General features: G+C 35.7%; 25 protein-coding genes. 15 read left to right on the plus strand and 10 right to left on the minus strand.

The features are described 5' to 3' along the window. Positions 1 to 361 precede the first annotated feature (361 nt). Positions 362 to 1,528 (plus strand): methionine adenosyltransferase, encoded by a 1,167-nt coding sequence (metK, locus tag ACIF8R_RS04515; RefSeq protein WP_396479327.1) that lies wholly within the window; start codon positions 362 to 364, stop codon positions 1,526 to 1,528. Positions 1,529 to 1,650: 122 nt separating this feature from the next. On the opposite strand, the gene ACIF8R_RS04520 is transcribed toward metK, so the two are convergent. Beyond that, complete coding sequence (locus ACIF8R_RS04520) at positions 1,651 to 1,899, minus strand: hypothetical protein (protein ID WP_263613561.1); 249 nt, start codon at positions 1,897 to 1,899, stop codon at positions 1,651 to 1,653. 258 nt (positions 1,900 to 2,157) lie between these two features. Here ACIF8R_RS04520 and ACIF8R_RS04525 point away from each other — a divergent pair, with 258 nt between their 5' ends. Next, entirely contained in the window at positions 2,158 to 2,349 is a 192-nt protein-coding gene (locus ACIF8R_RS04525; protein ID WP_396479329.1) for a hypothetical protein, read from the plus strand. Positions 2,350 to 2,418: 69 nt separating this feature from the next. Here ACIF8R_RS04525 and ACIF8R_RS04530 read toward each other — a convergent pair whose 3' ends face one another. Continuing rightward, entirely contained in the window at positions 2,419 to 2,979 is a 561-nt protein-coding gene (locus ACIF8R_RS04530) for an FxsA family protein (RefSeq protein WP_396479331.1), read from the minus strand. 391 nt (positions 2,980 to 3,370) lie between these two features. On the opposite strand from ACIF8R_RS04530, the gene blaOXA reads away from it, so the two are divergent. Next, positions 3,371 to 4,195 (plus strand): OXA-51 family carbapenem-hydrolyzing class D beta-lactamase, encoded by an 825-nt coding sequence (blaOXA, locus tag ACIF8R_RS04535; RefSeq protein ID WP_396479333.1) that lies wholly within the window; start codon positions 3,371 to 3,373, stop codon positions 4,193 to 4,195. Positions 4,196 to 4,266: 71 nt separating this feature from the next. Here the strand turns inward: blaOXA and ACIF8R_RS04540 are convergent, their stop codons facing one another. Then, positions 4,267 to 4,812, minus strand: coding sequence for a GNAT family N-acetyltransferase (locus ACIF8R_RS04540; protein WP_263613557.1), 546 nt, complete (start codon positions 4,810 to 4,812; stop codon positions 4,267 to 4,269). After that, positions 4,809 to 5,402 (minus strand): helix-turn-helix domain-containing protein, encoded by a 594-nt coding sequence (locus ACIF8R_RS04545; protein WP_396479335.1) that lies wholly within the window; start codon positions 5,400 to 5,402, stop codon positions 4,809 to 4,811. Before ACIF8R_RS04545 ends, ACIF8R_RS04540 begins: the two co-directional genes overlap by 4 nt. 193 nt (positions 5,403 to 5,595) lie before the next feature. Here ACIF8R_RS04545 and ruvC point away from each other — a divergent pair, with 193 nt between their 5' ends. Further along, complete coding sequence (ruvC, locus tag ACIF8R_RS04550; protein ID WP_002121356.1) at positions 5,596 to 6,141, plus strand: crossover junction endodeoxyribonuclease RuvC; 546 nt, start codon at positions 5,596 to 5,598, stop codon at positions 6,139 to 6,141. 4 nt (positions 6,142 to 6,145) lie between these two features. Here ruvC and ACIF8R_RS04555 read toward each other — a convergent pair whose 3' ends face one another. Then, positions 6,146 to 7,606 (minus strand): NAD(P)H-hydrate dehydratase, encoded by a 1,461-nt coding sequence (locus tag ACIF8R_RS04555; protein WP_396479337.1) that lies wholly within the window; start codon positions 7,604 to 7,606, stop codon positions 6,146 to 6,148. A 26-nt stretch (positions 7,607 to 7,632) separates the two neighbouring features. On the opposite strand from ACIF8R_RS04555, the gene queG reads away from it, so the two are divergent. Together queG and bioB are read left to right on the plus strand one after the other, a co-directional pair. After that, the gene (queG, locus tag ACIF8R_RS04560) at positions 7,633 to 8,733 is read left to right on the plus strand and encodes a tRNA epoxyqueuosine(34) reductase QueG (protein ID WP_396462963.1); all 1,101 of its coding nucleotides are present in this window, start codon (positions 7,633 to 7,635) and stop codon (positions 8,731 to 8,733) included. Between the two features lie 87 nt (positions 8,734 to 8,820). Further along, a complete protein-coding gene (bioB, locus tag ACIF8R_RS04565; protein WP_396479339.1) occupies positions 8,821 to 9,810 on the plus strand; it encodes a biotin synthase BioB in 990 nt (329 codons plus the stop codon). Between the two features lie 45 nt (positions 9,811 to 9,855). On the opposite strand, the gene ACIF8R_RS04570 is transcribed toward bioB, so the two are convergent. Together ACIF8R_RS04570 and ACIF8R_RS04575 are read right to left on the minus strand one after the other, a co-directional pair. Continuing rightward, complete coding sequence (locus ACIF8R_RS04570) at positions 9,856 to 10,068, minus strand: hypothetical protein (RefSeq protein WP_002050123.1); 213 nt, start codon at positions 10,066 to 10,068, stop codon at positions 9,856 to 9,858. A 66-nt stretch (positions 10,069 to 10,134) separates the two neighbouring features. Beyond that, positions 10,135 to 10,485: a hypothetical protein gene (locus tag ACIF8R_RS04575; RefSeq protein ID WP_263613554.1), complete on the minus strand. Its 351-nt coding sequence runs from the start codon at positions 10,483 to 10,485 to the stop codon at positions 10,135 to 10,137. A gap of 446 nt (positions 10,486 to 10,931) precedes the next feature. Here ACIF8R_RS04575 and ACIF8R_RS04580 point away from each other — a divergent pair, with 446 nt between their 5' ends. The 5 genes from ACIF8R_RS04580 to ACIF8R_RS04600 all read left to right on the plus strand — a co-directional run bounded on the left by ACIF8R_RS04580 (position 10,932) and on the right by ACIF8R_RS04600 (position 16,673). Then, entirely contained in the window at positions 10,932 to 11,468 is a 537-nt protein-coding gene (locus ACIF8R_RS04580; protein ID WP_311071398.1) for a fimbrial protein, read from the plus strand. Positions 11,469 to 11,538: 70 nt separating this feature from the next. Beyond that, on the plus strand, positions 11,539 to 12,279 hold the full coding sequence (locus ACIF8R_RS04585; protein ID WP_396479341.1) for a molecular chaperone: 741 nt from the start codon (positions 11,539 to 11,541) through the stop codon (positions 12,277 to 12,279). Positions 12,280 to 12,334: 55 nt separating this feature from the next. Next, complete coding sequence (locus tag ACIF8R_RS04590) at positions 12,335 to 14,872, plus strand: fimbria/pilus outer membrane usher protein (RefSeq protein WP_396479343.1); 2,538 nt, start codon at positions 12,335 to 12,337, stop codon at positions 14,870 to 14,872. Continuing rightward, positions 14,869 to 15,888: a fimbrial protein gene (locus ACIF8R_RS04595; protein ID WP_396479345.1), complete on the plus strand. Its 1,020-nt coding sequence runs from the start codon at positions 14,869 to 14,871 to the stop codon at positions 15,886 to 15,888. The genes ACIF8R_RS04590 and ACIF8R_RS04595 overlap by 4 nt, the downstream gene beginning before the upstream one ends. 605 nt (positions 15,889 to 16,493) lie before the next feature. Next, positions 16,494 to 16,673, plus strand: coding sequence for a hypothetical protein (locus ACIF8R_RS04600; protein WP_263613549.1), 180 nt, complete (start codon positions 16,494 to 16,496; stop codon positions 16,671 to 16,673). A 57-nt stretch (positions 16,674 to 16,730) separates the two neighbouring features. On the opposite strand, the gene ACIF8R_RS04605 is transcribed toward ACIF8R_RS04600, so the two are convergent. Continuing rightward, positions 16,731 to 17,582, minus strand: coding sequence for a LysR family transcriptional regulator (locus tag ACIF8R_RS04605; RefSeq protein WP_396479348.1), 852 nt, complete (start codon positions 17,580 to 17,582; stop codon positions 16,731 to 16,733). A gap of 94 nt (positions 17,583 to 17,676) precedes the next feature. Between ACIF8R_RS04605 and ACIF8R_RS04610 the strand changes: the two genes are divergently transcribed. The 3 genes from ACIF8R_RS04610 to ACIF8R_RS04620 all read left to right on the plus strand — a co-directional run bounded on the left by ACIF8R_RS04610 (position 17,677) and on the right by ACIF8R_RS04620 (position 20,854). After that, positions 17,677 to 18,606: a DMT family transporter gene (locus ACIF8R_RS04610; RefSeq protein ID WP_396479350.1), complete on the plus strand. Its 930-nt coding sequence runs from the start codon at positions 17,677 to 17,679 to the stop codon at positions 18,604 to 18,606. A gap of 114 nt (positions 18,607 to 18,720) precedes the next feature. Continuing rightward, on the plus strand, positions 18,721 to 19,185 hold the full coding sequence (locus ACIF8R_RS04615; protein ID WP_396479525.1) for a hypothetical protein: 465 nt from the start codon (positions 18,721 to 18,723) through the stop codon (positions 19,183 to 19,185). Between the two features lie 253 nt (positions 19,186 to 19,438). Continuing rightward, on the plus strand, positions 19,439 to 20,854 hold the full coding sequence (locus ACIF8R_RS04620) for a purine-cytosine permease family protein (protein WP_396479352.1): 1,416 nt from the start codon (positions 19,439 to 19,441) through the stop codon (positions 20,852 to 20,854). A 64-nt stretch (positions 20,855 to 20,918) separates the two neighbouring features. Here ACIF8R_RS04620 and ACIF8R_RS04625 read toward each other — a convergent pair whose 3' ends face one another. Further along, positions 20,919 to 21,353, minus strand: a complete 435-nt coding sequence (locus ACIF8R_RS04625; protein WP_396479353.1) for a PACE efflux transporter — start codon at positions 21,351 to 21,353, stop codon at positions 20,919 to 20,921. A gap of 89 nt (positions 21,354 to 21,442) precedes the next feature. Between ACIF8R_RS04625 and ACIF8R_RS04630 the strand changes: the two genes are divergently transcribed. After that, positions 21,443 to 22,342 carry a LysR family transcriptional regulator gene (locus ACIF8R_RS04630; protein WP_396479355.1) on the plus strand — a complete coding sequence of 300 codons (900 nt, stop codon included), beginning with the start codon at positions 21,443 to 21,445 and terminating at the stop codon, positions 22,340 to 22,342. A gap of 589 nt (positions 22,343 to 22,931) precedes the next feature. Here ACIF8R_RS04630 and ACIF8R_RS04635 read toward each other — a convergent pair. Next, positions 22,932 to 24,158 carry a tyrosine-type recombinase/integrase gene (locus ACIF8R_RS04635; RefSeq protein WP_396479357.1) on the minus strand — a complete coding sequence of 409 codons (1,227 nt, stop codon included), beginning with the start codon at positions 24,156 to 24,158 and terminating at the stop codon, positions 22,932 to 22,934. Positions 24,159 to 24,213 lie beyond the last annotated feature (55 nt).

The raw sequence follows: 24,213 nt of genomic DNA on the forward strand, positions 1-24,213 counted from the left end.
TTGCATAAAACAATGCGTTTTATCGCTATTCTTTAATGAACTGTTGTAGGCATTTGATGTTTATAAAAAGCATATAAATATGAATTTATCTTTCTTATTTGTACTATTTCACTTCACAGTCTAAATTTTGTTGATTAATTTTTCGCAAAATCAAATGCTTAAAATTTATGCGTCATGAGCATCGTCTTTTATAAAAATAATTAATTATCAGATGACTATATCAATTTCACTGATACACTTATCAATTAAAACATAGTAGAAATGAAATAAATTCATGCTTTTTAGTCAGTATGAACTGGTCCTCAAGCTCAAGTCGATGTAACATATTATGTCTTTTTGAAATAACCAAGATAGGACTTTCATGCGCGAGTACGCTGTTTTTACCTCGGAATCTGTAAGCGAAGGTCATCCCGATAAAATGGCCGACCAAATTAGCGACGCTATTTTGGATGCAATCTTAAAAGAAGACCCATACGCACGTGTTGCTTGTGAAACACTGGTAAAAACAGGCGCTGTTGTACTTGCAGGTGAAATCACAACAACTGCGAATATTGATGTAGAAGCTGTTGTTCGCCAAACTGTTAACGGTATCGGCTATCACCATTCAGATCTAGGCTTTGATGGTTCAACTTGTGCAGTCATCAACATGATTGGTAAACAATCACCAGAGATTGCTCAAGGTGTAGATCGCCAAAAACCTGAAGATCAAGGTGCCGGTGACCAAGGTTTAATGTTTGGTTACGCAAGTCGTGAAACTGACGTGCTTATGCCAGCTCCTATTTCTTACGCTCACCGTTTAATGGAGCGTCAAGCTGAACTTCGTCGTTCAGGTGCATTACCATGGTTACGTCCAGATGCAAAAAGTCAGGTAACTTTTGCTTATGAAAATGGCAAACCTGTACGTTTAGATGCAGTAGTACTTTCTACTCAACACGATCCTGAAATTAGTCAAACTCAGCTCAAAGAAGCTGTAATTGAAGAAATTATCAAACCGATCATTCCTGCTGAAATGTTCCATGCTGCTACTAAATTCCACATTAACCCGACTGGTATGTTTGTTATCGGTGGTCCAGTTGGTGACTGTGGTTTAACAGGACGTAAAATCATCGTTGATACTTACGGTGGTATGGCTCGTCACGGCGGTGGTGCATTCTCTGGTAAAGATCCATCTAAAGTAGACCGTTCAGCTGCATATGCTGGTCGTTATGTTGCTAAAAATATTGTTGCGGCTGGTCTTGCTGACAAATGTGAAATTCAGGTGAGTTATGCAATTGGTGTTGCAGAACCAACTTCTATTTCAATTAATACTTTCGGTACTGCAAAAGTTTCTGATGAGTTAATTATCCAATTAGTGCGTGAACATTTTGATTTACGTCCATTTGGTATTACTCGTATGCTTAACTTAATTCAACCAATGTATAAGCAAACAGCTGCTTATGGTCACTTTGGTCGTGAAGGTACAGATTCTGCATTTACATGGGAAAAAACTGACAAAGTTGAAGTACTTAAAGATGCTGCGGGCCTCTAAGTCCCATATATTAAAAGCCCGCTTAATGCGGGCTTTTTTATTATTTTTTATATATTGTCAAAATTAAGCAATAAGTTAACCAACACACATTATTTAATAAGTATGTAACAAATTAAGCACTACTACTGTTTCGTAGTTTTATCACCCTCATTTAGTACATCCAACAAAGTCGATTGCGTAGGCGTATCTTGATGATTCTGGATATAAACATGGACAACTTTGAATACAACGACTACTGCTAGACAAGCCATCACACAAAACATCCATAACCCATACGGGCTTCGAATATGGTGTGAACCACAATACGGACATGATTTATCTGTTGATGCCACGACTTTGTCACAACATGCACAATGATATTGATATAGCATAGGTAACCCTCCTTCCCTCACTTCAACCGTTGTTGTTTTAATAGGTTTGCTACAATTTTTAATTTATACATCCTTTATATTTATCCTATGTGAAATGAAAAGAGAATTCAATCTGAATGAACAATGCGTTCATTTTTAAAAAATTTAAATTATACAAAGAGATAAATTAAATATTATTTTTTCTGTACTATTTTTCTTATTTTGATATTTTGCTGAATTTGCTAAAATACATGAATAGTTTATTTTCTAGGCCAATCTATGTCACACACACAGCTCATTAATAAAGGTGGCTTTCGTGAAAGAGCCAATAGAAACCGGAAATATCAACAGTCTGAAAACAAGCAAGCAAGTCTGCCTTCAAACAAGTATCAACCCCAAACCAAGTCAGAAGAAAATCAAACTGTAGCAGCTCCAGCTGACATGGATACTCCTAAAACTTCAGATGAATAACGCATATAACATTAAAAAAGGCCTAAACATTTAAGATTTAGGCCTTTTATCTTTTATATAAGGAAATAATTAATCCTTATTTTTATGTTCAATTTTCTTGTGGTCTGGGGTGACTTCTCGTGCTTCACCATCAATAATGCTTGAATCGCCACGGTATTGACCGCCACCTTGTTGACCTTGCATGTCCTGCATTTGACGCATTAAATCAGCAAATGGATTTTGACCAGCGCCAGCACCGCCCATGCCACCCATCATTTTTTCCATCATGGCTTGCTGACGCTTTGCAAGTGTTCTCATTGCGATATTACGGAACGCAGTTTGTACGCCCGGAATTAGAATTAAGAGCGCTAAAACATCCGATACCAATCCAGGCACCATCAATAAAAAACCTGCAAAAGCATATGCTAGTTTTTTAGTCACAGCTGGATCACTGCCTAATTGCCCAGTCATCTGCATTTGTTGTAATTGCGGCATAATACCAGCCGTACTTTTACGAATAAGCGTTAGACCAATAAAGAAAGCAAGAATGAACCAGAAAAACACATACCATCCACTGATGAACTGTGCTACGCCAATCCATACGGCAATTTCAACAATCGCGCCCAGAACCACAATAAGAAGTAAATTCATGTAAAACTTTATCTATCTCAAAAAGAAAATTCATTGCAGGTGTCACCATCTAATCCATAAGCCATTTTCAGTTGAAAATAGGATTAAAAAGGCTGTAAAGCTTAGACAATGTTTTCTTGTAACTTCAAATCACCGCTAAACCAACATTCTGCAATACTATCAATAAGACTGATTCTAAATTAATAAAATAGCCATACTTTATTATTAATGAGTGCTATAACGACTTTATCAAGTGTTTTTTCTACAAGATTGCATTTTTTTCAAAAATTAGTCGTTTTTTTAACTATTATCGACATTTTTCTAAAATCTAACTTACATTTTTGATATCTAATATTTGATCCACTCAAGTTACATTAATTAGCTAAACTTTAAATTTAATTTTATAAATCGTATGAATATTAAAACTATCTTATTGGTAACAAGCACTCTTCTTATTTCTGCCTGCTCGCCTTATATAGTGACAGCAAATCCAAATAACAGTGCTTTAAAAACAGATGAAAAAGCACAGAAAATTAAAGACATCTTTGAAGAAGCACATACAACTGGTGTTTTAGTTATTCAACAAGGTCAAACACAACAAAGCTATGGTAACGATCTTACTCGAGCTTCAACAGAGTACGTACCAGCTTCAACCTTTAAAATGCTTAATGCTTTAATCGGCCTTGAGCACCATAAGGTAACCACAACAGAAATATTCAAATGGGATGGAAAAAAGCGACTCTTTCCCGAATGGGAAAAGGATATGACACTAGGCGATGCTATGAAGGCTTCTGCTATTCCAGTTTATCAAGATTTAGCTCGTCGTATTGGACTTGAGCTCATGTCTGCTGAGGTAAAACGTGTAGATTATGGTAATACTAATATTGGCACCCAAGTCGATAATTTTTGGCTTGTAGGCCCTTTAAAAATTACGCCTCAACAAGAAGCACAATTTGCCTATAGGTTAGCTAACAAAACCCTTCCATTTAGTCAAAATGTACAAGAACAAGTTCAATCCATGCTTTTCATAGAAGAAAAAAATGGAAATAAAATATACGCAAAAAGTGGCTGGGGATGGGATGTAGACCCACAAGTAGGTTGGTTAACTGGTTGGGTGGTCCAACCTAAAGGGAATATTGTAGCGTTCTCTCTCAATTTAGAAATGAAAAAAGGAATACCTAGCTCTGTTCGAAAAGAGATTACTTATAAAAGCTTAGAACAATTAGGTATTTTATAAACCTGCGCTAGGACCCAGTTCAGTTTTTCTTATATTGAACTGGGCCATTGTCTAATAAAAAATTTGATAATTTACCCATCAACAGGTTCAAATGGTGTATTTAAAATTAACTGATAAAAAGCAGCATCTAACCATTGTCCAAACTTAAAACCTACCTGTTTAAACGTACCAGCATGTGTGAATCCCATTTTTTCATGGAGGCCTATACTGGCTTGATTTGTCGCATCGATACAACCAATCAGTACATGAAGCTGGGCTTCTTGAGCTCGCTCAATTAACGCTTGCATTAAAACTTTACTCAAACCACAGCCACGATGTTCATGATGAATATAGATACTATGCTCAACTGTATACTTATAAGCTGGAAAAGCCCTGAAAGTTCCCCAACTGGCAAATCCTAATAATTTACCCGATTCATTTATAACCCCAATGATAGGGAAATCATTTTCTCTCTTTACAGAAAACCACGTTTTCATTGAAGCAAGCGAACGCGGTACATAGTCATATAGAGCAGTAGAGTTAATAATTGCCTCATTTAGAATCTCTAATATTGCTGCTGCATGTTCTGTCTCATTACAGTCAATTAAGCGAAAATTAGAATCGAGGGAATAGTTCATAAAGATTCCTTAAGAGCAGATACGAGTTGATTAGAGACGACTAAAATATAGCGAGCGACTTGTGATGAATTATTGCTGTATATAACCGGTTGATCTAATTGCATAGCCAAGCAATCCCCTTGACCTAATGCGTAAGAATTTTCACCTAACTGAATATCAATTTGCCCTTCAACTAACCAAAGTTGCTGTTGTACTACTTTAGAACTTTCACTCATTTCATACGTAATTCGAGAATGAGGCGGGAATTCAATTTCAACAATTTGAAATGGTAGTTTTAAATTCGGTGGTGATACGGTACGGCGAACATACCCAGTTTCCGGATCTCGCCACTCAGCTTGTTCATTTCGGTGAATAAATGGTTGAGGAGATGGACTAGTTGCTTCATTCGTAAAAATTTGAGTTAAAGGCACTTCAAGTCCATTGGCTAGTTTTTCAAGCACGACTGCTGTTGGACTCGCTTCCCCTCTTTCAATTAAAGAAATTGCCGAACGACTGACTTGGCATCGGGCTGCAAGTACGTCTAAAGTATACCCACGTGCTAAACGTAACTCTCGTATACGATGTGCAATTCGTATATTAATATCGTCCATTCATCAGACTCAATTCCACAATTATAGATAAGTATTCCACTAAAATAGAATTACATCAAATGATTTTAAAAATATAAATTGGTACGATAAAAACCGAAAAATAACCGTTCATCACAGCATTCTTTAAATTACGCATGCAGAACCGTTTTGGCTATGTAACAATACTCTCTAAACTATTTATACAAGTCTTCATATGGCATTGATTATTGGAATTGACCCAGGTTCACGCTTAACAGGTTATGGAATCATTGAAAAAGATGGTAGTAAACTGCGTTTTGTCGATGCCGGTACAATCCGAACAGAAACTCAAGAAATGCCAGAGCGCTTAAAGCGTATTTTCGCTGGCGTTGAGCGAATTGTGAAATTTCATGGTCCAACTGAAGCTGCGGTTGAACAAGTTTTTATGGCCCAAAACCCAGACTCTGCCTTAAAACTAGGACAAGCCCGTGGTGCTGCCATCGCCGCATTAGTTAATTTAGATTTACAAGTTGCAGAATATACTGCCCGTCAAATTAAACAATCTGTAGTGGGTTATGGCGCAGCAGATAAAGAACAAGTACAAATGATGGTTATGCGATTACTTAATCTGACCATTAAACCTCAATCCGATGCAGCCGATGCCCTTGCGGCTGCCATTTGCCATGCTCATGCATCGGGAAGTATGAGTAAGCTTTCGGTCTTAAATGCTTTAGGTGGTATGGCACGTGGACGAAGCCGCTCGAGTAGCCGTAGACGTTAAAGCCTTATTGATTCACGACTTGAGTAATTGCCTGATTCATTTCATAAGCTTGCAAACCACGCATGCCATGTTTTGCAAGTTCATCACCTGCCTGAGCATGCAGAGTAACTATCTCATGTAATGTAATATCTTTGTGGAACTGAGCTTTTAAGCTCGCGATCATACCTGCTAATACATCCCCCATTCCACCAGTTCCCATACCAGCATTACCTTGGGTACAAATATACAAGTTGTCCTCTAAAATTAAGCTACCTGCCCCTTTAAGTACCCACTGACCCGCATATTTATGTTGCAAGGCATAAATTGCAGCAATTCGGTCATTTTCAATTTGGGCTGTAGAAGAACCCAGTAAGGTAGCAACTTCTCCTGGATGAGGCGTCGCATAAACATGTGCACCCAATTTTTCAGGCTGCTTGGCAAGAAACCATAAAGCATCTGCATCTAATACAACTTCCAAATGAGAGGCGTGATTTAGGAAATTAAACCATTGTTGATAAATTTGCTGCGCCCAGTCATCACGGCCTAATCCCATTCCAAAACATACTGCATCGACTTGAGACAAAATATCTTTGATGACTTTTTCATCGAACTCATTAATATCACGGAGCATAATATTAGGAGCTCGTGACAAAATGGCCTGATGGTGGTTACGATGACAAATCACGGTCACTTTACCTGCACCCGCATGAAAAGCAGCTTCAGCAGCCATAATGACAGCGCCACCCATTTGCTCATGCCCACCGATCACCAAAACATGTCCATAACTTCCTTTATGTCCAAAAGCCATACGTTTAGGAAGTTTAATACTTATAGGTGTTAAATAAGCTAAAGGTTTTAGCTCTTGATCTACCGGAATCAAATTAATTAAATGAACTTGCCCTGCGTACTCTTTACCTTGCCCAGTAAATAATCCTGCCTTAAGACCTAAAACAGTAAAAGTATGGTCAGCTTTTATTGCTGAAGGTAAGACGCGTCCTGTATTTGCGTGCAAACCACTGGGTATATCAATCGAGATTTTTAATCCAACTTGTTCATTAAATTGTTGAATAGTATTTTGCCAATAACCACTTAACTGACGGTTTAAACCAATCCCAAATAATGCGTCAATATGGCAATCAAAGATTTTACTCATCTCAAAACTTAGGTGAACCTGAACATCATTTTCTTTCGCAAAATCGACAGCATGGTGTAAATCAGTTGAGCCGCCCAACTCAGCCGCAAATATCTCTACATGAAATCCAGCTTGTTTCAAATAACACGCTATAAAATAGCCATCACCTGCGTTATTCCCCTGTCCGCACCAGACGGCAATATTCTTAAGATTTTGGTTTTCAAAAAGTACGTTGAGCTGTTGAGTGATTAACCAAGCTGCTTGTTGCATTAAGCCTAATGATGAGTTTTGCGCAGCAAACCAGCGCTGCTCCCATGCTCGAATATCATCGCTATGGTAAACTACCGACTGCATATTATTATCCTCTTGCATTTTGGTTTATGACATCTTCCGACACATCACGCATTGCAGTGCAACAAATTGATCCACATGAATTAAAAGCATGGATCAAAGCTCAAGCATTAGACTTGGGTTTTGCTGATTGTGTCATCGCAAAACCAGATGCTCAAGAGCAAATGCCACGTTTTTTAGAGTATCTTGAACGTGGTTATCATGCAGATATGACTTATTTAGAAGAAAATCTAGAAAAGCGAGCAGACCCGACCTTATTAGTTCCGGGCACAAAAAGTATTATTTGCGTACGTATGAATTATTTGGTGGAATCGCCAAAGCCACGATATGTACCGCTTGAACCGAACTCAGCCATTATCGCGCGTTATGCACGTGGCCGTGATTACCATAAGGTGATGCGTGGTAGATTGAAAACTTTAGCAACACGAATTCGTGAAAAAGTAGGAGATTTTGAGTCACGCCCTTTTGCTGACTCGGCGCCTATATTTGAAAAATCACTGGCTGAAAGTGCTGGAATGGGTTGGACGGGTAAACATACTTTGCTCATTCATAAAAAGTCGGGTTCTTTTTTTGTATTAGGCGAGCTATTTACATCACTCGACCTACCTTTTGACGAACCTGCAACAGCACATTGTGGTTCTTGTAGTGCATGTATTGATATTTGCCCAACGCAGGCAATTGTCGAACCTTATATGCTCGATGCTAGACGTTGTATTGCATACTTAACTATCGAATATAAAGGAATTATTGCTGAAGAACTGCGTGCAGGCATTGGTAACCGAATTTTTGGTTGTGATGACTGTCAATTAATTTGCCCATGGAATAGCTTTGCAAAAACAGCTTCTATTACTGATTTCAACCCTAGACATGGTTTAGACAATATTAGTCTGCTGGATATCTGGCAGTGGGACGAAGCCACTTTTTTAGCCAATACAGAAGGCAGTCCAATACGCCGTACAGGTTACCAATCATTTAAACGCAATATCGCCATTGGTTTAGGTAATGCACCTTACTCCAAAGAGATTGTAGATCAACTACACAAAGGCAAAAATTTACATGACGAAATCGTCAATGTGCATATTGATTGGGCAATTGAGCAGCAACTTAATCAACTTCAGCTATCAAATTAAAAAAATGATGTTTTTTGCCCTATAGCTTTAATACGAATTCTGTATGATTATGTACAGTGAATTAATGCCATCATCATGGATATGACAATGACTCTACGTAATGATTGGACTCGTGAAGAAATCCAAGCTCTATATGAACAACCTTTTTTGGATTTAGTTTTTAAGGCTCAACAAGTACACCGTGAGCACTTCACTGCCAATACAATTCAGGTCAGCACCCTTTTATCGATTAAAACGGGTAAATGTCCTGAAGATTGCAAATATTGCTCTCAATCTGCACATTACGATTCAAAATTAGAAGCAGAAAAACGTATTGCTGTTGAAAAAGTAATTAGCGAAGCAAAAGCTGCAAAAGATTCAGGTTCTTCTCGTTTTTGTATGGGTGCTGCTTGGCGTAACCCACATGAACGCGATATGCCGTATGTTTTAGAAATGGTACGTGAAGTTAAAGCATTAGGTATGGAAACCTGTATGACTTTAGGTATGCTTAACCAATCACAAGCAGAACGCCTAAAAAATGCAGGTTTAGATTATTACAACCATAACCTTGATACTTCACGTGAGTACTATTCTCACATTATTAGTACTCGTACTTTTGATGACCGTTTAAATACTTTGGACTATGTGCGTCAAGCAGGTATGAAAGTATGTAGTGGTGGTATTGTTGGTTTAGGTGAAAGCCGTGAAGATCGTATCGGCCTATTACATGAACTAGCGACTCTACCTATTCATCCAGAATCTGTGCCAATTAACATGCTAGTTCCAATTGAAGGTACACCACTAGCTGATGTTGAAAAACTAGATGTCATTGAGTGGATTCGTACAATTGCTGTAGCACGTATTGTTATGCCACATAGCTATATCCGTTTATCAGCAGGTCGTGAATCTTTAAGTGATTCAGATCAAGCGTTAGCATTTATGGCAGGAGCGAACTCTCTGTTCTCGGGTGATAAATTGCTTACCACTCCAAATGCAGGTGAAGGTAAAGACCAAGCATTATTTAACAAACTTGGTTTAACTGCTGAAAAGCCAAAACCAACTGTTTCTGACCTATCAGTAGATGCAATGAGTGCTTAACAGCATCAAGAATAGAAAAGCCCTGATCATTCAGGGCTTTTTCATTTATACAGAAGTGACTAATATTCCATAAGTAGCATTCAGGAAGGTTCCAACTCGAATAATATCCCTACCTGCCGCATGTGTAACCGATAATTCTTGGCTCAATACATCAAACTGAAAAGATTCAAAAACATCTTGATGGTTTAAAAGCCATAGAATGGTATCTGAAATATTTTCATCCGCGATATAAGTCAAAGCTTTATAGTCTTTGCTCATGAATAACTCTAATAAAAAAACCAAGTAAATTTTATAGGAGATATTCAGAGCTTAAAAGAAATTTCCTTAGGCAGCTTTAGGGTTTACCAATGAGTGACCTGACAACAAGCTAGTTAATGCCTTAGGTGAAAACTCTAAAGAAAGTACATGACTCTTTAAGTTGATCGAGTGTCTACTAATCAGTGGTAACAGCCCTTCTTCAGTTTCTAGAACATACTCATCAACAATATTTAAAATGCCTTCTAAATTCGTTGTACTAGATGCCAAGTCATGGCTAAAGACATCATAAATTGTCTGTAAGTTAAACGTCGTATTCTGTTCTGTAGGATGTTTAAGTAAATAGTCTTTTAAAAATAAGACTAATTTATGAGCAAAGAAAAAATAATTTGGTTTATAACTGTATTTCATGCTGTTCATGGAAACAAACTCCAGACGATCTTTTATTGAATTACAACTAAAACACTAGGAATTAAACCTTAAAAAATTCTTAAAAAAATAAATATCTTTAAGCAATATAAACAAAACAATTTTATCATTAAAAAACAATCACTTAAATAAAGAAGAGAATATATATTTTATATTTCTTTTTAAAGAAAAACTTAAATTAATTAAATTCAACAACTTAAATTAAACTCATTATCAATTTATTTTAAATAAAATAAATTTAATGTATTTTACCAGATGATAAAAATTAGAATTAAAACCCAATTATTAATTAAAAAATAACCAATCAAAATACATAAAAATATAATGTTATTCTTGTTTTTTAATTGAAAGGTGCTATATTTCCACCGCACTACTTGATCAGAATAAAAGCACTGAAAAGTAAGCAATCTATACTTATAGGATATTTCGGGGATTTTATGAAAAAATTTATTTTTATAGCGACAGCTACGCTTTTTAATATTACAGCAGCACAAGCAGCGGACGGTACAATTACTATTAATGGTTTAGTAACTGATAATACTTGTACAATCGATACAGGTGATAAAAACCTTACTGTGAATTTACCTACAGTATCATCTCAATCTTTAAAAAATGCAGGTGATGTTGCTGGTCGCACTCCTTTTCAAATTAATTTAACCAATTGTGCTTCAGCTGGAAAAGTTGCAACTTATTTTGAACCAGGTGCAACGGTTGATTTTAATACTGGCCGCTTATTAAACCAAGCTACCTCTGGTGCAGCTGCTAATGTCAATATTCAACTATTAGGAAGCAATAATGCAGTAATTCCTGTACTTGCTAAAGGGATTTCAGGCGCACAGGATAACTCTCAATGGGTAAATGTTTCTGCTGGTGGTAATGCCGATCTTAATTATTATGCTGAATATTATGCGACTGGTGCATCTACTGCTGGTACTGTAACTTCACAAGTGAAATACACGATTATTTATCAATAAATTAAAACCAGCTTCTATTATTAAATAGAAGCTATATCTCATCTATTATTTGTTATTGAGAATATGACTCATGCTTTTTCGTGGTCGTAAATTTTTTTGGGGAATGGCTTGTCTTCAAGCCGTAATTGCTAATACAGGACATGCTGAAATAGTACTTCATGGTACACGCGTAATATACCCATCGGACGCCCGAGAAGTCAGCTTACAGCTCAGCAATAATGGTACAGCTCCTTCTCTTGTTCAAGCTTGGATTGATGACGGAAATGCAAAATCGACTCCCGATGAGTCGAATGTACCCTTTATTATTACACCTCCTATTTCACGAATCGAACCATCTAAAGGTCAAACCTTACGAATTACTGCATTACCAAATGCATCTCAATTAAACCAAAATAAAGAAAGTGTTTTCTGGCTTAATGTATTAGATATTCCCCCAAGACCAGAAGGAAAAAAACAAGAAAATAATGAAGTATTACCTAATAATTTTCTTCAATTAGCGATTCGTTCACGAATTAAATTCTTTTATCGACCAGTAAATTTAAAAGAAAATATTGATACATTTAGTGAAAAAATCCAGTGGGTAAAAAACGGGGAAACATTGCTTATTAAAAACCCTACTCCCTTTTACATTACAATAAGCTCAATTTTTCAAGAAGTGAATCATCAAAAAACAGACTTATTAAAACAAGGTTTGATGATTGCTCCATTTTCAGAAGATCAAATAAAACTTAAAAATAGCAATATAACGAATATGAGCTTTGTTTATATAAATGATTACGGCGGGCGAATTGAAAAAACAATAAAGTTCTAAACCTATCTATCTTTTTAAAAACTTAAACACCTATTTATGAATAGGCATAAAGACTATGTCAGAATGGTTCATGCTCAGCACATGCTTTAAAAAGCGCACTAGTTATTATCTAGTATTAAGCATAGCGATTAATGTGCCCTTAGTCGCATATGCATCAGACAATATGAGTGGGCAAAATATACTAAAAGCAGACTTTGATACTAACTTTTTGGTAGGAAATGCACAGAAAATCGACATTGGCCGATTTAAATATGGCAATCCTATTTTACCGGGTGAATATAGTCTTGATGTATATATTAATGGACAATGGTTAGGTAAAAGAAAGTTTGTTTTTAAAACTACAAGTTCTAATGAAAATGCAAAAACCTGTTTTACCGCAGATATGCTTTTAGAATATGGGGTTAAATCAGAAATTCTTCATCGGGAAGCAAATAATTTACCTACCTGTAGTGATTTAGAAAAATGGGTCAACGATGCTTTTTATCAATTTGATACTTCTCGTCTAAGACTTGATATTTCGATCCCTCAAGTTGCTTTACAAAAAAATGCTCAAGGATACGTCGACCCACGTTTATGGGATCGGGGTATAAATGCTGCTTTTTTTGCATACAATGCTTCTGCCTATCGTATTGTAAGTAATGACCATGAAACAAGTCATGCTTTTATGGGTACAAATGTCGGGATAAATCTCTATGACTGGCAATTACGCCATACTGGTCAGTGGAAATGGCAAGATCATAACGAAATCTCAGAAAAGACTTCTTCCTATACATCAAATAATACTTATGCCCAAAAAGCATTTCCTAAGCTCAATAGTGTCGTTACTTTAGGTGATTACTTTACCAATAGTAATTTTTTTGATGCCCTACCTTATCGTGGAATTAACATATCAAGTGATGACCGCATGCTACCTAACAGTATGCTTGGATATGCTCCACAAATTCGGGGTTATGCAAAAACCAATGCGAAAGTTGAAGTACGCCAACAGGGAAATTTAATTTATCAAACTACTGTTACACCCGGAAGTTTTGAAATTAACGATCTTTACCCGACAGGTTTTGGTGGTGAACTACAAGTTTCTATATACGAGACCAATGGAGAAATTCAAAAGTTCTCCATTCCCTACGCTTCTGTAGTAGAGATGCTACGCCCAAAGATGAGCCGTTATTCTTTTACTCTGGGACAGTTTAGAGATGCCACTATCAATTTAAATCCATGGCTGGTACAAGGGAAATATCAAAGAGGCTTTAATAACTATTTAACAAGTTATGCAGGGTTTCAGGCAACCGAGCACTACCAGTCTTTTCTCATAGGTAGCGCATTTGCAACTCCAATTGGTGCAATTGCATTTGATGCAACTCAATCGAATGCTGATTTTGACCAAAAGCCTACACTTAAAGGGCAAAGTTACCGTTTAAGTTATAATCGATTATTTACGCCAACGAATACAAATTTAACTTTGGCAACCTACAGATACTCAACCGAAAATTATTTGAAATTAAGAGACTCAATTTTAATTCAAGATTTACAACAAAGAAATATCGATAGTTTTTCTGTGGGGAAGCAAAAAAGCGAATTTCAGGTCACATTAAATCAAAGTCTTCCAAATCAATGGGGCAATTTTTATTTGGTCGGTTCATGGATTAGTTACTGGAATCAACCTCATCGTAATCAACAATTTCAATTTGGATACAGCAATCAATTTAAAGATTTAACCTACAGTATTTCCGCAATGACTCATGAGTTAGACCTAGAAAATCAACGGTCAGATCATGAAACGCAATATTTATTGTCCTTATCTTTTCCACTTAAAATTAAGAAAAACACAATTAACTTTAATAGTTCTATTTCAGAAGATAGTAAGACTTTAGGGATGAGCGGTTATATCGGAAACCGTTTTGAATATGGCTCATCCGTTTCATATCAAGATCAAGGGCAAACCAGCGCAAATATTAATGGTACCTACCGGACCAACTACACAACTGTAGGTGCGTCATTTAGTCAATCAGACGCATATCAACAGGAAATGGTCAATTTAAACGGAAGTGTAGTTGCCCATTCGAAAGGTCTTTTATTTGGACCAGATCAAGTGCAAACCATGGTATTGGTCTATGCGCCTGAAGCCACAGGTGCTCGAGTCGGCAACACGTCTGGTCTAAGCATTAATAAACAAGGTTATGCAGTTATTCCTTATGTTACCCCGTATCGTTTGAATGACATTAGTCTTGACCCTCAAGGAATGCCATCAAATGTTGAACTTTCAGAAACAAGTCACCGTATTGCACCTTATGCAGGATCAATAACCAAAGTCGATTTCTCAACAAAAACGGGGTATGCACTCTTTATTAATACCCAAACGCCTAATGGTGGTCATCTGCCATTCGCTGCACAAGTTTTTAACCAGAATAATGAAGTGGTTGGAATGGTAGCTCAAGGTAGTCGCATATATTTACGTACTCCTCTGACCCATGATCATCTTTATGTGAAATGGGGAGAAAGTAATACCGAACAATGTCAACTTGAATATGACATTCAATCAAAAATCTCACAGGAAAAACAATCAATTATTATGACAGAGGCAATCTGCAAATGAAAAAAATGCTTATACAGAGTGGCTTATTAATCACGAGTTTCTTTATTTATAACCAAGCCTATGCAAACTGTACTTTAAGTAAAGGTTTTACCACAGTGGATATTCCAATAACGATTGGTACTATTGTAGTTCGTCCGACCGATCCAATCGGGACAGTTCTACAAAAGAATACTTTTACCATTTCACCCAATAATTCTACTGCAACGTGTAACCGCCCCAGTGACCAAATTACAGCAGCTCTACCTCTAAATTATCCAATTAGTTCAATAGGCAATAATGTTTATGCTACAAACATACCAGGTATAGGCATTCGAATTTATCGTGAAGTAACAGACTCTTCAAACGCTTCTGGCTATTACCCTTATAAACTTACATTGACGCCTCACACAACATACACACTTTCTCCAGGTTATATTGTCTTAGAAGTAATTAAAACTGCTGCCACTACAGGCTCTGGAGCATTGGTAGCTGGTCGTTATAGTACTTACTATGTAACAGGTCAACAGAATCGCCCCTTCTTAACAACCACAGTATTAGGAAGTGCACCTATTCTCATTGCATCATCATCTTGTGAAATCCAAAATGGCGTAGATACGGTTGTCGAACTTCCCACTGTGACAAAATCAGGCTTTAGAGCTATCGGATCAACTCAAGGCGAGAAAAACTTTAACCTATCCATTCTGTGTAATGGTGGCGAGAATAACTCTGGTGTACCTACAAGTAACACATTGAGTTTAAGCTTTGACTATAATTCTGACACTTCAAACAGTCAGGTTATTAACAACAGCGCTGCTGAATCGACTAAAGCGAACGGCGTTGGTGTAGAGCTTCTATGGAATATGAATGGTGCAAACAACACGATTCAAAAAGGAAATAAACTAGGGATTGGTACTGTAGGCTCTAACCAAACGGTTCAATATGATGTCCCCTTAACTGCGCGTTACTACCAGACTGCTACCAATGTCACCGCTGGAGAAGTCAAAGCTAATGCCACAGTCACGATTCAATATGATTAGAATAGTTTTGGTACATTCTAAGTACTGACTCTGAACAGAACATAGTTAGATATATTGAATGAAAAAATTATATGATTAATTTTTAATTAATACTAAAAAAGTTAACTTTTAATGTGAATTATTTTTTAAATTTTACTAATAAATAAGCTAAAAAAATGCTCATAAGCGAATAAAGCTCATGAGCATTAGTGATAACCACTTAACCTGAAATACAAATTGTGGGAAATAGATCACAATTTGCATGACTATAATTTCAAAATTCAGCTTAAATATCAAGTCTTTTTTTTAACAAAAGTTTGATAAAACTATTTAACTGGTTAATTTTAAACACAAATTAATTAAAAATAAAATTCAGTCTTCTTATTCTACAGGCTTTCTAAAGAATTATCATTCTATTAATTAAGAAAATATGAATTTTATAGAGACTAATGTGCAATATAATTAAAAAGTCTCTCAAATAGAATGTTTGAGATAAAACTAGAACTTCATAGTGTGTAACTCCATAAATTATAAAGTTTTACATAACCTATAAGAAAAAAAACATAAACAAATCTGGAAATATTCTTCAATTACAGCCTAACTTCAAGTTTTTACTATAAAACCGCATGCTTATTTTTTGGAAAATCTTTTGTATTTTATTATTAAGTTTAGGGGCTTTCGGAATTGGTATAGGTATTAGTCATTTAGATTTTTTCTTATTTTTTATTGGATTACTTTTTCTACTATGCTTTTTTCTAGCTTTAAAACAAGCACGAGAAGATGCAGGAATTTTTCCCGACGAATAAAAAATCTTTTAATTTAATAGGTACATCAGGAAAAACAGAGTTAAAGAAAATTTAAAATTAAACTCTAAATGGTTCAAAACAATTTAAAAGAAAATCCATCACTACTCTTACCACCGGACTACTTCGTAAATCTTCGTGTATGACCAACCAAATTTCAGCGCTCATCGGGTCATTATCTGGTAATTTTACCAAATTGCCTTGTTGACCTAAAAAGTCAGGTAATACGGCTAAACCTACTCCCCCACATGCAGCTCTCCATTGCAACTCAGGATGATTAGTAACCATGAGCGGGTCTTTATTATTCAATTTCTCTTTTAATTTTTGTTGTTTCTGTCCATGTACACCACCGACCTCTACACTAATCCACTCATAATTTTCTTGGTTCGTTGAAGCTAAATAACTTGGGGTAGCATATATTCCAAAAGGGATTTCTCCGACTTTACGAGCCACTAAATATTCATCTTTAGGTCGCCCAAACCTTACTGCAATATCAGCCTCTCTATGCTGCAAAGATACATAATGAACATCTCCAAGTACACGCAGTTTTAATTGAGGATAATGATGATAAAACTTTCCGAGATGAGGCATGATTAGATGAGCAGCCGTTAATGGAGGCATACTAATAGAAATAGTCCCCGTAACCTCCTGCTGTCCAGCCAGAGCAAGCCGCTCAATAGAAAACGTCTCTTCCATCATACGTGCCACTACTTGGGCAAGCCGCTCGCCTTCCGATGTTAAAACGTAAGTGCGAGGTCTACGATCGACTAATTTTAATTTTAAATTCTGTTCTAACTGAGCGATTCTTCTTGCAACAGTGGCATGGTCAACCCCTAACTTTCTTGCCGCAGCTGAAAGTGATTTTTCTTCAGAAAAAACTGAAAAGTAATGTAAATTTTCCCAATCTATCATTGTGCAAATTTTCACATCAGAGATGAATTAATATGGAATTGTACACCTTTAAGTGATTACTCAGAATAGAGACATTCTTTTTCGGAGCCCTATCATGAATAAAACGATGGTTTATGCCTACACAGGTGTTGTAATAACGATGCTTTTTTGGGGCTCAGCATTTAATGCGATGTCTTATATTATCCAATCGATGCCTCCTCTTTCAGCAGCAGCTGAACGTTTTACGCTTGCAAGCCTTGGCCTATTTATTGTTTTTGCGGCCATGGGAAAATTGCGTTGGACCGTTTTACGGCAGAATTTATTTATCTATCTTCTTATTGGAATTATAGGCATTGCTGGTTTTAATATAGGCTGTTTCTATGGCTTACAGACAACATCAGCAGTCAACGGTGCTTTAATCATGGCAACTACTCCATTGATTACTCTACTGTTAGCAATTTTGCTTGATGGAGAAAAATTAACACTTCCTAAATCTATCGGTGTTGTATTTGGTTTAAGTGGTGTGCTTTTCGTTATTAGCCATGGACATATTTCAACGCTACTTCATTTAAAAATAGCAATCGGTGACTTATTCATCTTACTCGGTGGTATCAGCTTTTGTTTAGCCAACGTGTTATCACGCCGTTATGTAAGAAATGCTACGCCTTTAGAAACTACCACTTTCTCTATGTTGTTCGGTGCTTTGACTTTAATCATATTAAGTCTAATTTTCGAACATCCATTTAAAGCAGTTGTTATAGCACCTATTACTGCACACTTGGCAATGGGTTACGTCATTATCTGCTCTACCATGATTGCTTATTTATTTTGGTTTAATGGTATTCAAAAACTAGGTGCAGGTCGAGCATCAATCTTTTTTAACTTTGTTCCAGTTTTTAGTATGTTGGTGGCACTATTGGCTGGCCAAGCACTTAATATCTGGCAACTTATAGGGACTGCTTTAGTCATGCTAGGTGTTCTAAGTAGTGGAGGATTTATTCAAATCAAGCGTCCAACACTTATGGCTAAGCCTTGTACGAAATAATGATCACACAAATTCATCTTAATTATTGCGTTGTAACAAAGAATGTATGTTTCTTTAAAACTTAACAATTGGTTGCCATATATAGTTTTAAAAACACAACAAGGAGAAATTAAGATGAATTTGGATTTTACAACAATCGAAAAACAGGCCAAATTGCTAAAAGAAGAGCAAGAGAAACTAGAACAGCAAGATCATGATTTTCAGTTAGCTTTAGATAAGCACAGAGAATCATTAAAAGACTTATTTAAAGAATTATTTCACGATCGAGAAATTAGAACAGAAAAAGGAGGTCAGTTTTGTGTCGTATTTGGTGATTTTAAAATCTCTTTACTGATTGAAACTGCCAAATTTGAAAATGGTGTACCCGTTAAATTAAACTCTGTGAACCCAATTATCGTTAAATTTAAGAAAGATAAACCCGTTGCAAAAGCTCAATTTTCTGATGCAACGCAATATCTCGATAGCGCTTTTGAAACGCCCCACTATCAATACTATTATAAGCACGATGATAAAACTCAATTAGTTCAATTTTCAGAGCTACCTGTATTTTTTCAGGCCATTCTTGATGCAGAAGTCTGATGATCTGCCCTCATTAGAGGGCTTTTTTATAAGCTTAATTTACAGATTAAATCTTTTCATATTTATAAAATCAGTCACAACACCAGTTGAATTTTCACAGCACATCTAAATTTATGAGCCCACAAATTTTATAGCAATGATTTAAATAAACCCATTGCTTCTTTTTTAAATAACTTGTATATACATGTTTGTATTTGTTTATACAAAATGGATTCTAATAAAAGAAAAGCTCTTAAAGGATAAGGAGAGTGTTATGGACTCATCAACTGGAACATCGAAAAGTGGATTTGTTGAAAACCGAAGTATTGACTTTATTCCTGAAAATGAAAGGCATGGCAGTATATTCGCCCAATTTACGCTTTGGTTTGGTGCCAATTTACAGATTACAGCTATTGTCACGGGTGCATTAGCCGTCGTATTAGGTGGCGATGTATTTTGGTCAATCATTGGCCTATTTATCGGACAATGCTTTGGTGCTGCTGTCATGGCTTTGCATGCAGCTCAGGGACCAAAACTTGGCCTTCCCCAAATGATTTCCAGTCGGGTTCAATTTGGAGTGTATGGTGCATGTATTCCCATTATTCTGGTTTGCCTAATGTATATTGGCTTTACCGCAACTGGTGAAGTACTGGCAGGTAAAGCAATTGCGCACCTTGCACAAGTCAGTAATACGACAGGTATTTTAATTTATGCTTGTTTTATTATTGTATTTGCAACTATTGGCTATCGCTTAATTCACTGGGTAGGAAAAGTCGCAAGCGTTATCGGTTTAATTGCTTTTATTATTATCCTTACTCAAATTTTGGCTCTTTCGAATATTTCAGAATTGCTTGCTGTACGCCATTTTAGCTGGTCATCATTTTTATTAGCAGTTTCTCTTTCTGCTTCTTGGCAAATTTCGTTTGGGCCTTATGTTGCCGATTACTCTCGTTATTTACCTACAAAAACCTCTTCAAATCGGGTGTTTTGGGCGGTTGGACTCGGGTCTTTAGTCGGTTCACAAATTTCTATGACACTTGGTGTATTGATTGCTCAAATATCGAATGGTGGTTTTGTCGGTAATGAGGTTCAGTATGTTGTAGGCATGAACCCAATCACTCTTGTGATTACTTTCTTATATTTTAGTATTGCATTTGGAAAGGTCACTTTATCGACACTCAATGCTTATGGCAGTTTTATGTGTATAGCGACCATTTGGAACAGCTTTAAACCAACTGGACAAATTTCAAAATTGAGCCGACTTATCATTGTTCTTGCAATGGTTCTGATCTCGACATTTATTGCTGTTGTAGGTGAACATACCTTCTTAAGTGCATTCAAAGCTTTTATTTTATTTCTTCTGACATTTTTCATTCCTTGGAGTGCAATTAATTTAGTTGATTATTATTTTATTTCTAAAGAAGAATGTGATGTAGACGCACTATATGATCCAAATGGTAAATATGGACGCTGGAACACCATTGGTATTGCTTGTTATTTTATTGGCATATTACTTCAACTACCCTTTATCGATAGCAAATTTTACAAAGGACAAATTGCCGAAATGTTAGGTGGAGTTGATTTATCCTGGTTAGTTGGATTGTTATCAACTGCGCTTTTATATTATGTGTTAGCAAAAAGAGCTCAAATAAAGGTTTCAAAAAATCTTAAGCTTGAACAAATCAAATAATTTCAGATGAGATATCAAAGTTAAAAGAACAATACTTTGATATCTCTTTTAAAGTTTTCCTCTACTATTGAACAGTCTCTACCTGTGCAGAAGCAGGTAATCCAAATAATTTATCGAACGTCCAGTTAAATATAAATGTATAAATTGGAATGATGATAATAAAGGCAACATCTAGCCAGAATGCGGCAACGAGAGAAATATTCATCCACCATGCAATCAGCGGAATTAAGAACATCACTAAAGTGATTTGAAAACCGATCGCATGCGCGATTCTACGTTTAACTGTACGTGACTTATTCTCTTGGCGAGCTTCCCATTTTTCGTAAAGAATGTTGTAAATAAAGTTCCATGTTACCGCAATGGTCGTAATCATGACTGAGAGCGGACCAGTATGCTCTACACTATCGCCAGCGAGAAGAGCTAAACCAACCGATGAAATCACCATTCCAATAATTTCATATGAGGACACATAAACAATACGACGCTTTAAACCTTGCATAACCAATCATCTTTTCTTACTTCTTTTTATTTTAGTTTCAGTTAAAATCACACATAAAGTTAACAGCTTTCAGTTCTACTGATATCAAAATGAATTTTAATAGCGAAAATATAGAGCTTTTCTTAACTGTATTAGATACAGGATCTTTCTCGGCAGCGGCACGTAAGTTAAATCGAGTACCATCAGCAGTGAGCATGGCTGTTGCCAATATCGAGGCAGAACTTGGTTACCCTCTGTTTGAGCGTACTCACCGTAAAGTTATTCCTACTTCAGCAGCTTTAGCATTAGAACCTCAAGCAAGAATTATTGCTGAGCAACTTAGGCTATTAGGCACCCATGCATATGAACTTTCATTAGGGCTTGAAAGTAAACTAAAAATTGGGGTTGTTTCAGATGCGAATACCGATTTACTTTTTAAAGCCATAAAGAAACTGGCTGACAAATTTCCCTTACTTAACATAGAGATTATTACAGCTCCACAAGACGATATTCTAAATTTGCTCTATACAGAAAATATTAGTCTTTGCCTTGCAGGTTCAGATCTCAATATAAAAATGCGTGAAAGTTTGCAATTGGTGATGAATGAAACTCTAGTCGCCACAATTTCTGCTCATCATCCACTTTTAAAACAAAAGAATAAGTTAATCTCTATTGAAGACTTGATTAATGTTCGGCAAATTGTGGTTGCAAGTAGTGAATTAAATATGCAGGACTCACGTTCCATCGTTGGGGCCATGTATTGGAAAACCAACAGTTTACAAACTGCCATTCATATGGTCGAGGCTGGTTTGGGATGGGGAAATTTTCCTTTATCTTTAATAAAAGAAAAAATTGAGCAAGGACATTTAATTCAACTAGATTTTAAAAATACAAAAAATCATTTACCGCTCTCTATCTATCTCATCTGGCTCCAAGATAAACCCTTATCAAAAGCAGCAAGAGAGCTTGTACAAATTATTCAAGCAAACTTATCTAATGCTGCTCATTAAAAACCGCCATATAGGCGGTTTTTAATGCTTATTTAGATTTATCAGCTTCAGCTTTATCATTCTTATGCTTATAACAATAGCCAAACATTGCACCTGCGCTGAAGAAAAACATTGCTTTTAACATGATGACACTCCTATGCCTCGTTTAGTGAAAATTAAACTTAGCATTTAGGTATGTTTCACTTTGACTACTATTTAAATCAGTTTTGTTCATAATGAAAATTTACGTGTCAATTTTTTTCAATTTATTAAAAAACACCTAAAAACTATTTATTTGATTTTATTAGATTAATTTTTTAAGAGATTTAGACTTGAGTTATCATTTAAAAACAAAGCAAAAAGCCTATTCATTATGAATAGGCTTCTTACTGTATTTCAGGACTAAGCAATAATAATAATTATCAAAAATACTCCACTACTGTATAAATTCCAAGTGTTTTAATCAAGTATAAAATTCATCAATTACAAATAGTTGTAGGAAGTGTGAAAGAATAATCATTCTGTGTTTTACTGACAAAACTTACTATAAACTTACACTAATTTTAGAAGAGGAAGTATTCTCATTTTTAGTTTAGAAAGTTCAAAATTTTTATAGATGGGTAGTGATAGGTTTAATAAATTCATCTCTATATGTGCCAAGAACAACTTGTTCTACCCTATTCATTCTATTGCGCATATCGTGAGCCACATTGATAGATTCTGACATTTTCTCTTTCTCATCTGCCTTTCTAATAAATAGGGGTTTATCACTTAAGTGATCTACAACAAAATTAAATGTTCTACGTAAATCTTGAAAAGTAAAAGAGATATTACACTGCTCTTCTATTTTTTTTCGAAATTTTGAAATATTAACAATATGACCAGTTTTAGACTTCGCAGATGGGAACACCCATTCTTCCCTAATTTTCATTTTACGTTTTTTCATTAAATGCCAAAGGAAATCACCCATATAAAGTTTATAGCGCTCATTATTATAAGTATTTATAAAAGAGAGGCTTCCTTCGTCCAAGTCTAGATCTGCCCAACGTAAACTTTCACACTCATTTCTAAAAAGCCCTGTTAAAACAAGTGTTAATAAAAAGTCCTTATTTGTTTCATTTTCTTGGCCCCGACCTTGATATTCAATAATTGCATGGACCCATTTTGTTAAATTTTCTCTATCAATATAATTATTTCGAGGTGGAACTGCTTGCCAAAGTTGTTTCGAATTTAAAAAAGTAACTGGGTTCATCATAGGTATGACTGTTTCTTTATTTTTATCTTGATAATATTTAACTGAAAAACAATAAACAGCTCTCAATACCCGCATAGATAGATTCGCTTTTGCATAACTACTTTTAGATAATTGGATATATTTATCTTCAATCATCTGTTCAGTAATATGAATTAGTTTAAGCTCCCCCCAGTCTATTAAGTATTTTTCTATGACTTCTTTATAGTCAACTAATGTCCTTTCTTTTAGCTTATGGTGATTTATATAAGTCTGGAAAGCTTCATTTAAGTCGGGTTGATAATTTTTCTTATCTAAATTATTTTTTAATATTTTATTATTTTTTATAGTTGAAGGTTTGGGCTCAGATAAATCTTTTAACTTTTGCTGGGCAAGTATACGTGCTTCTTCAAGAGTAATGTTTTCGTAGTCTCCTAATTTACAACGTATTGACCTACCTTTTACTTTCTTCTCTACAATGTACGTTTTATAGGAATTATTTACACGAATAGCAAAGCCAATAATCTCACTGTCGCGATAAATTGCTGGAATGAGTTTAAGTTGATCGATAAATGGCTTAGTTAGCTTTACTCGTGAAGCGCTCATAAGCTAGAATCCCTATCGCTTGTGATAATTAACAATATAGCAAAATATTTTTCAG

The sequence above is a fragment of the Acinetobacter sp. ABJ_C4_1 genome (assembly GCF_044538495.1).
Taxonomy (GTDB): Bacteria; Pseudomonadota; Gammaproteobacteria; order Pseudomonadales; family Moraxellaceae; genus Acinetobacter; species Acinetobacter nosocomialis_A.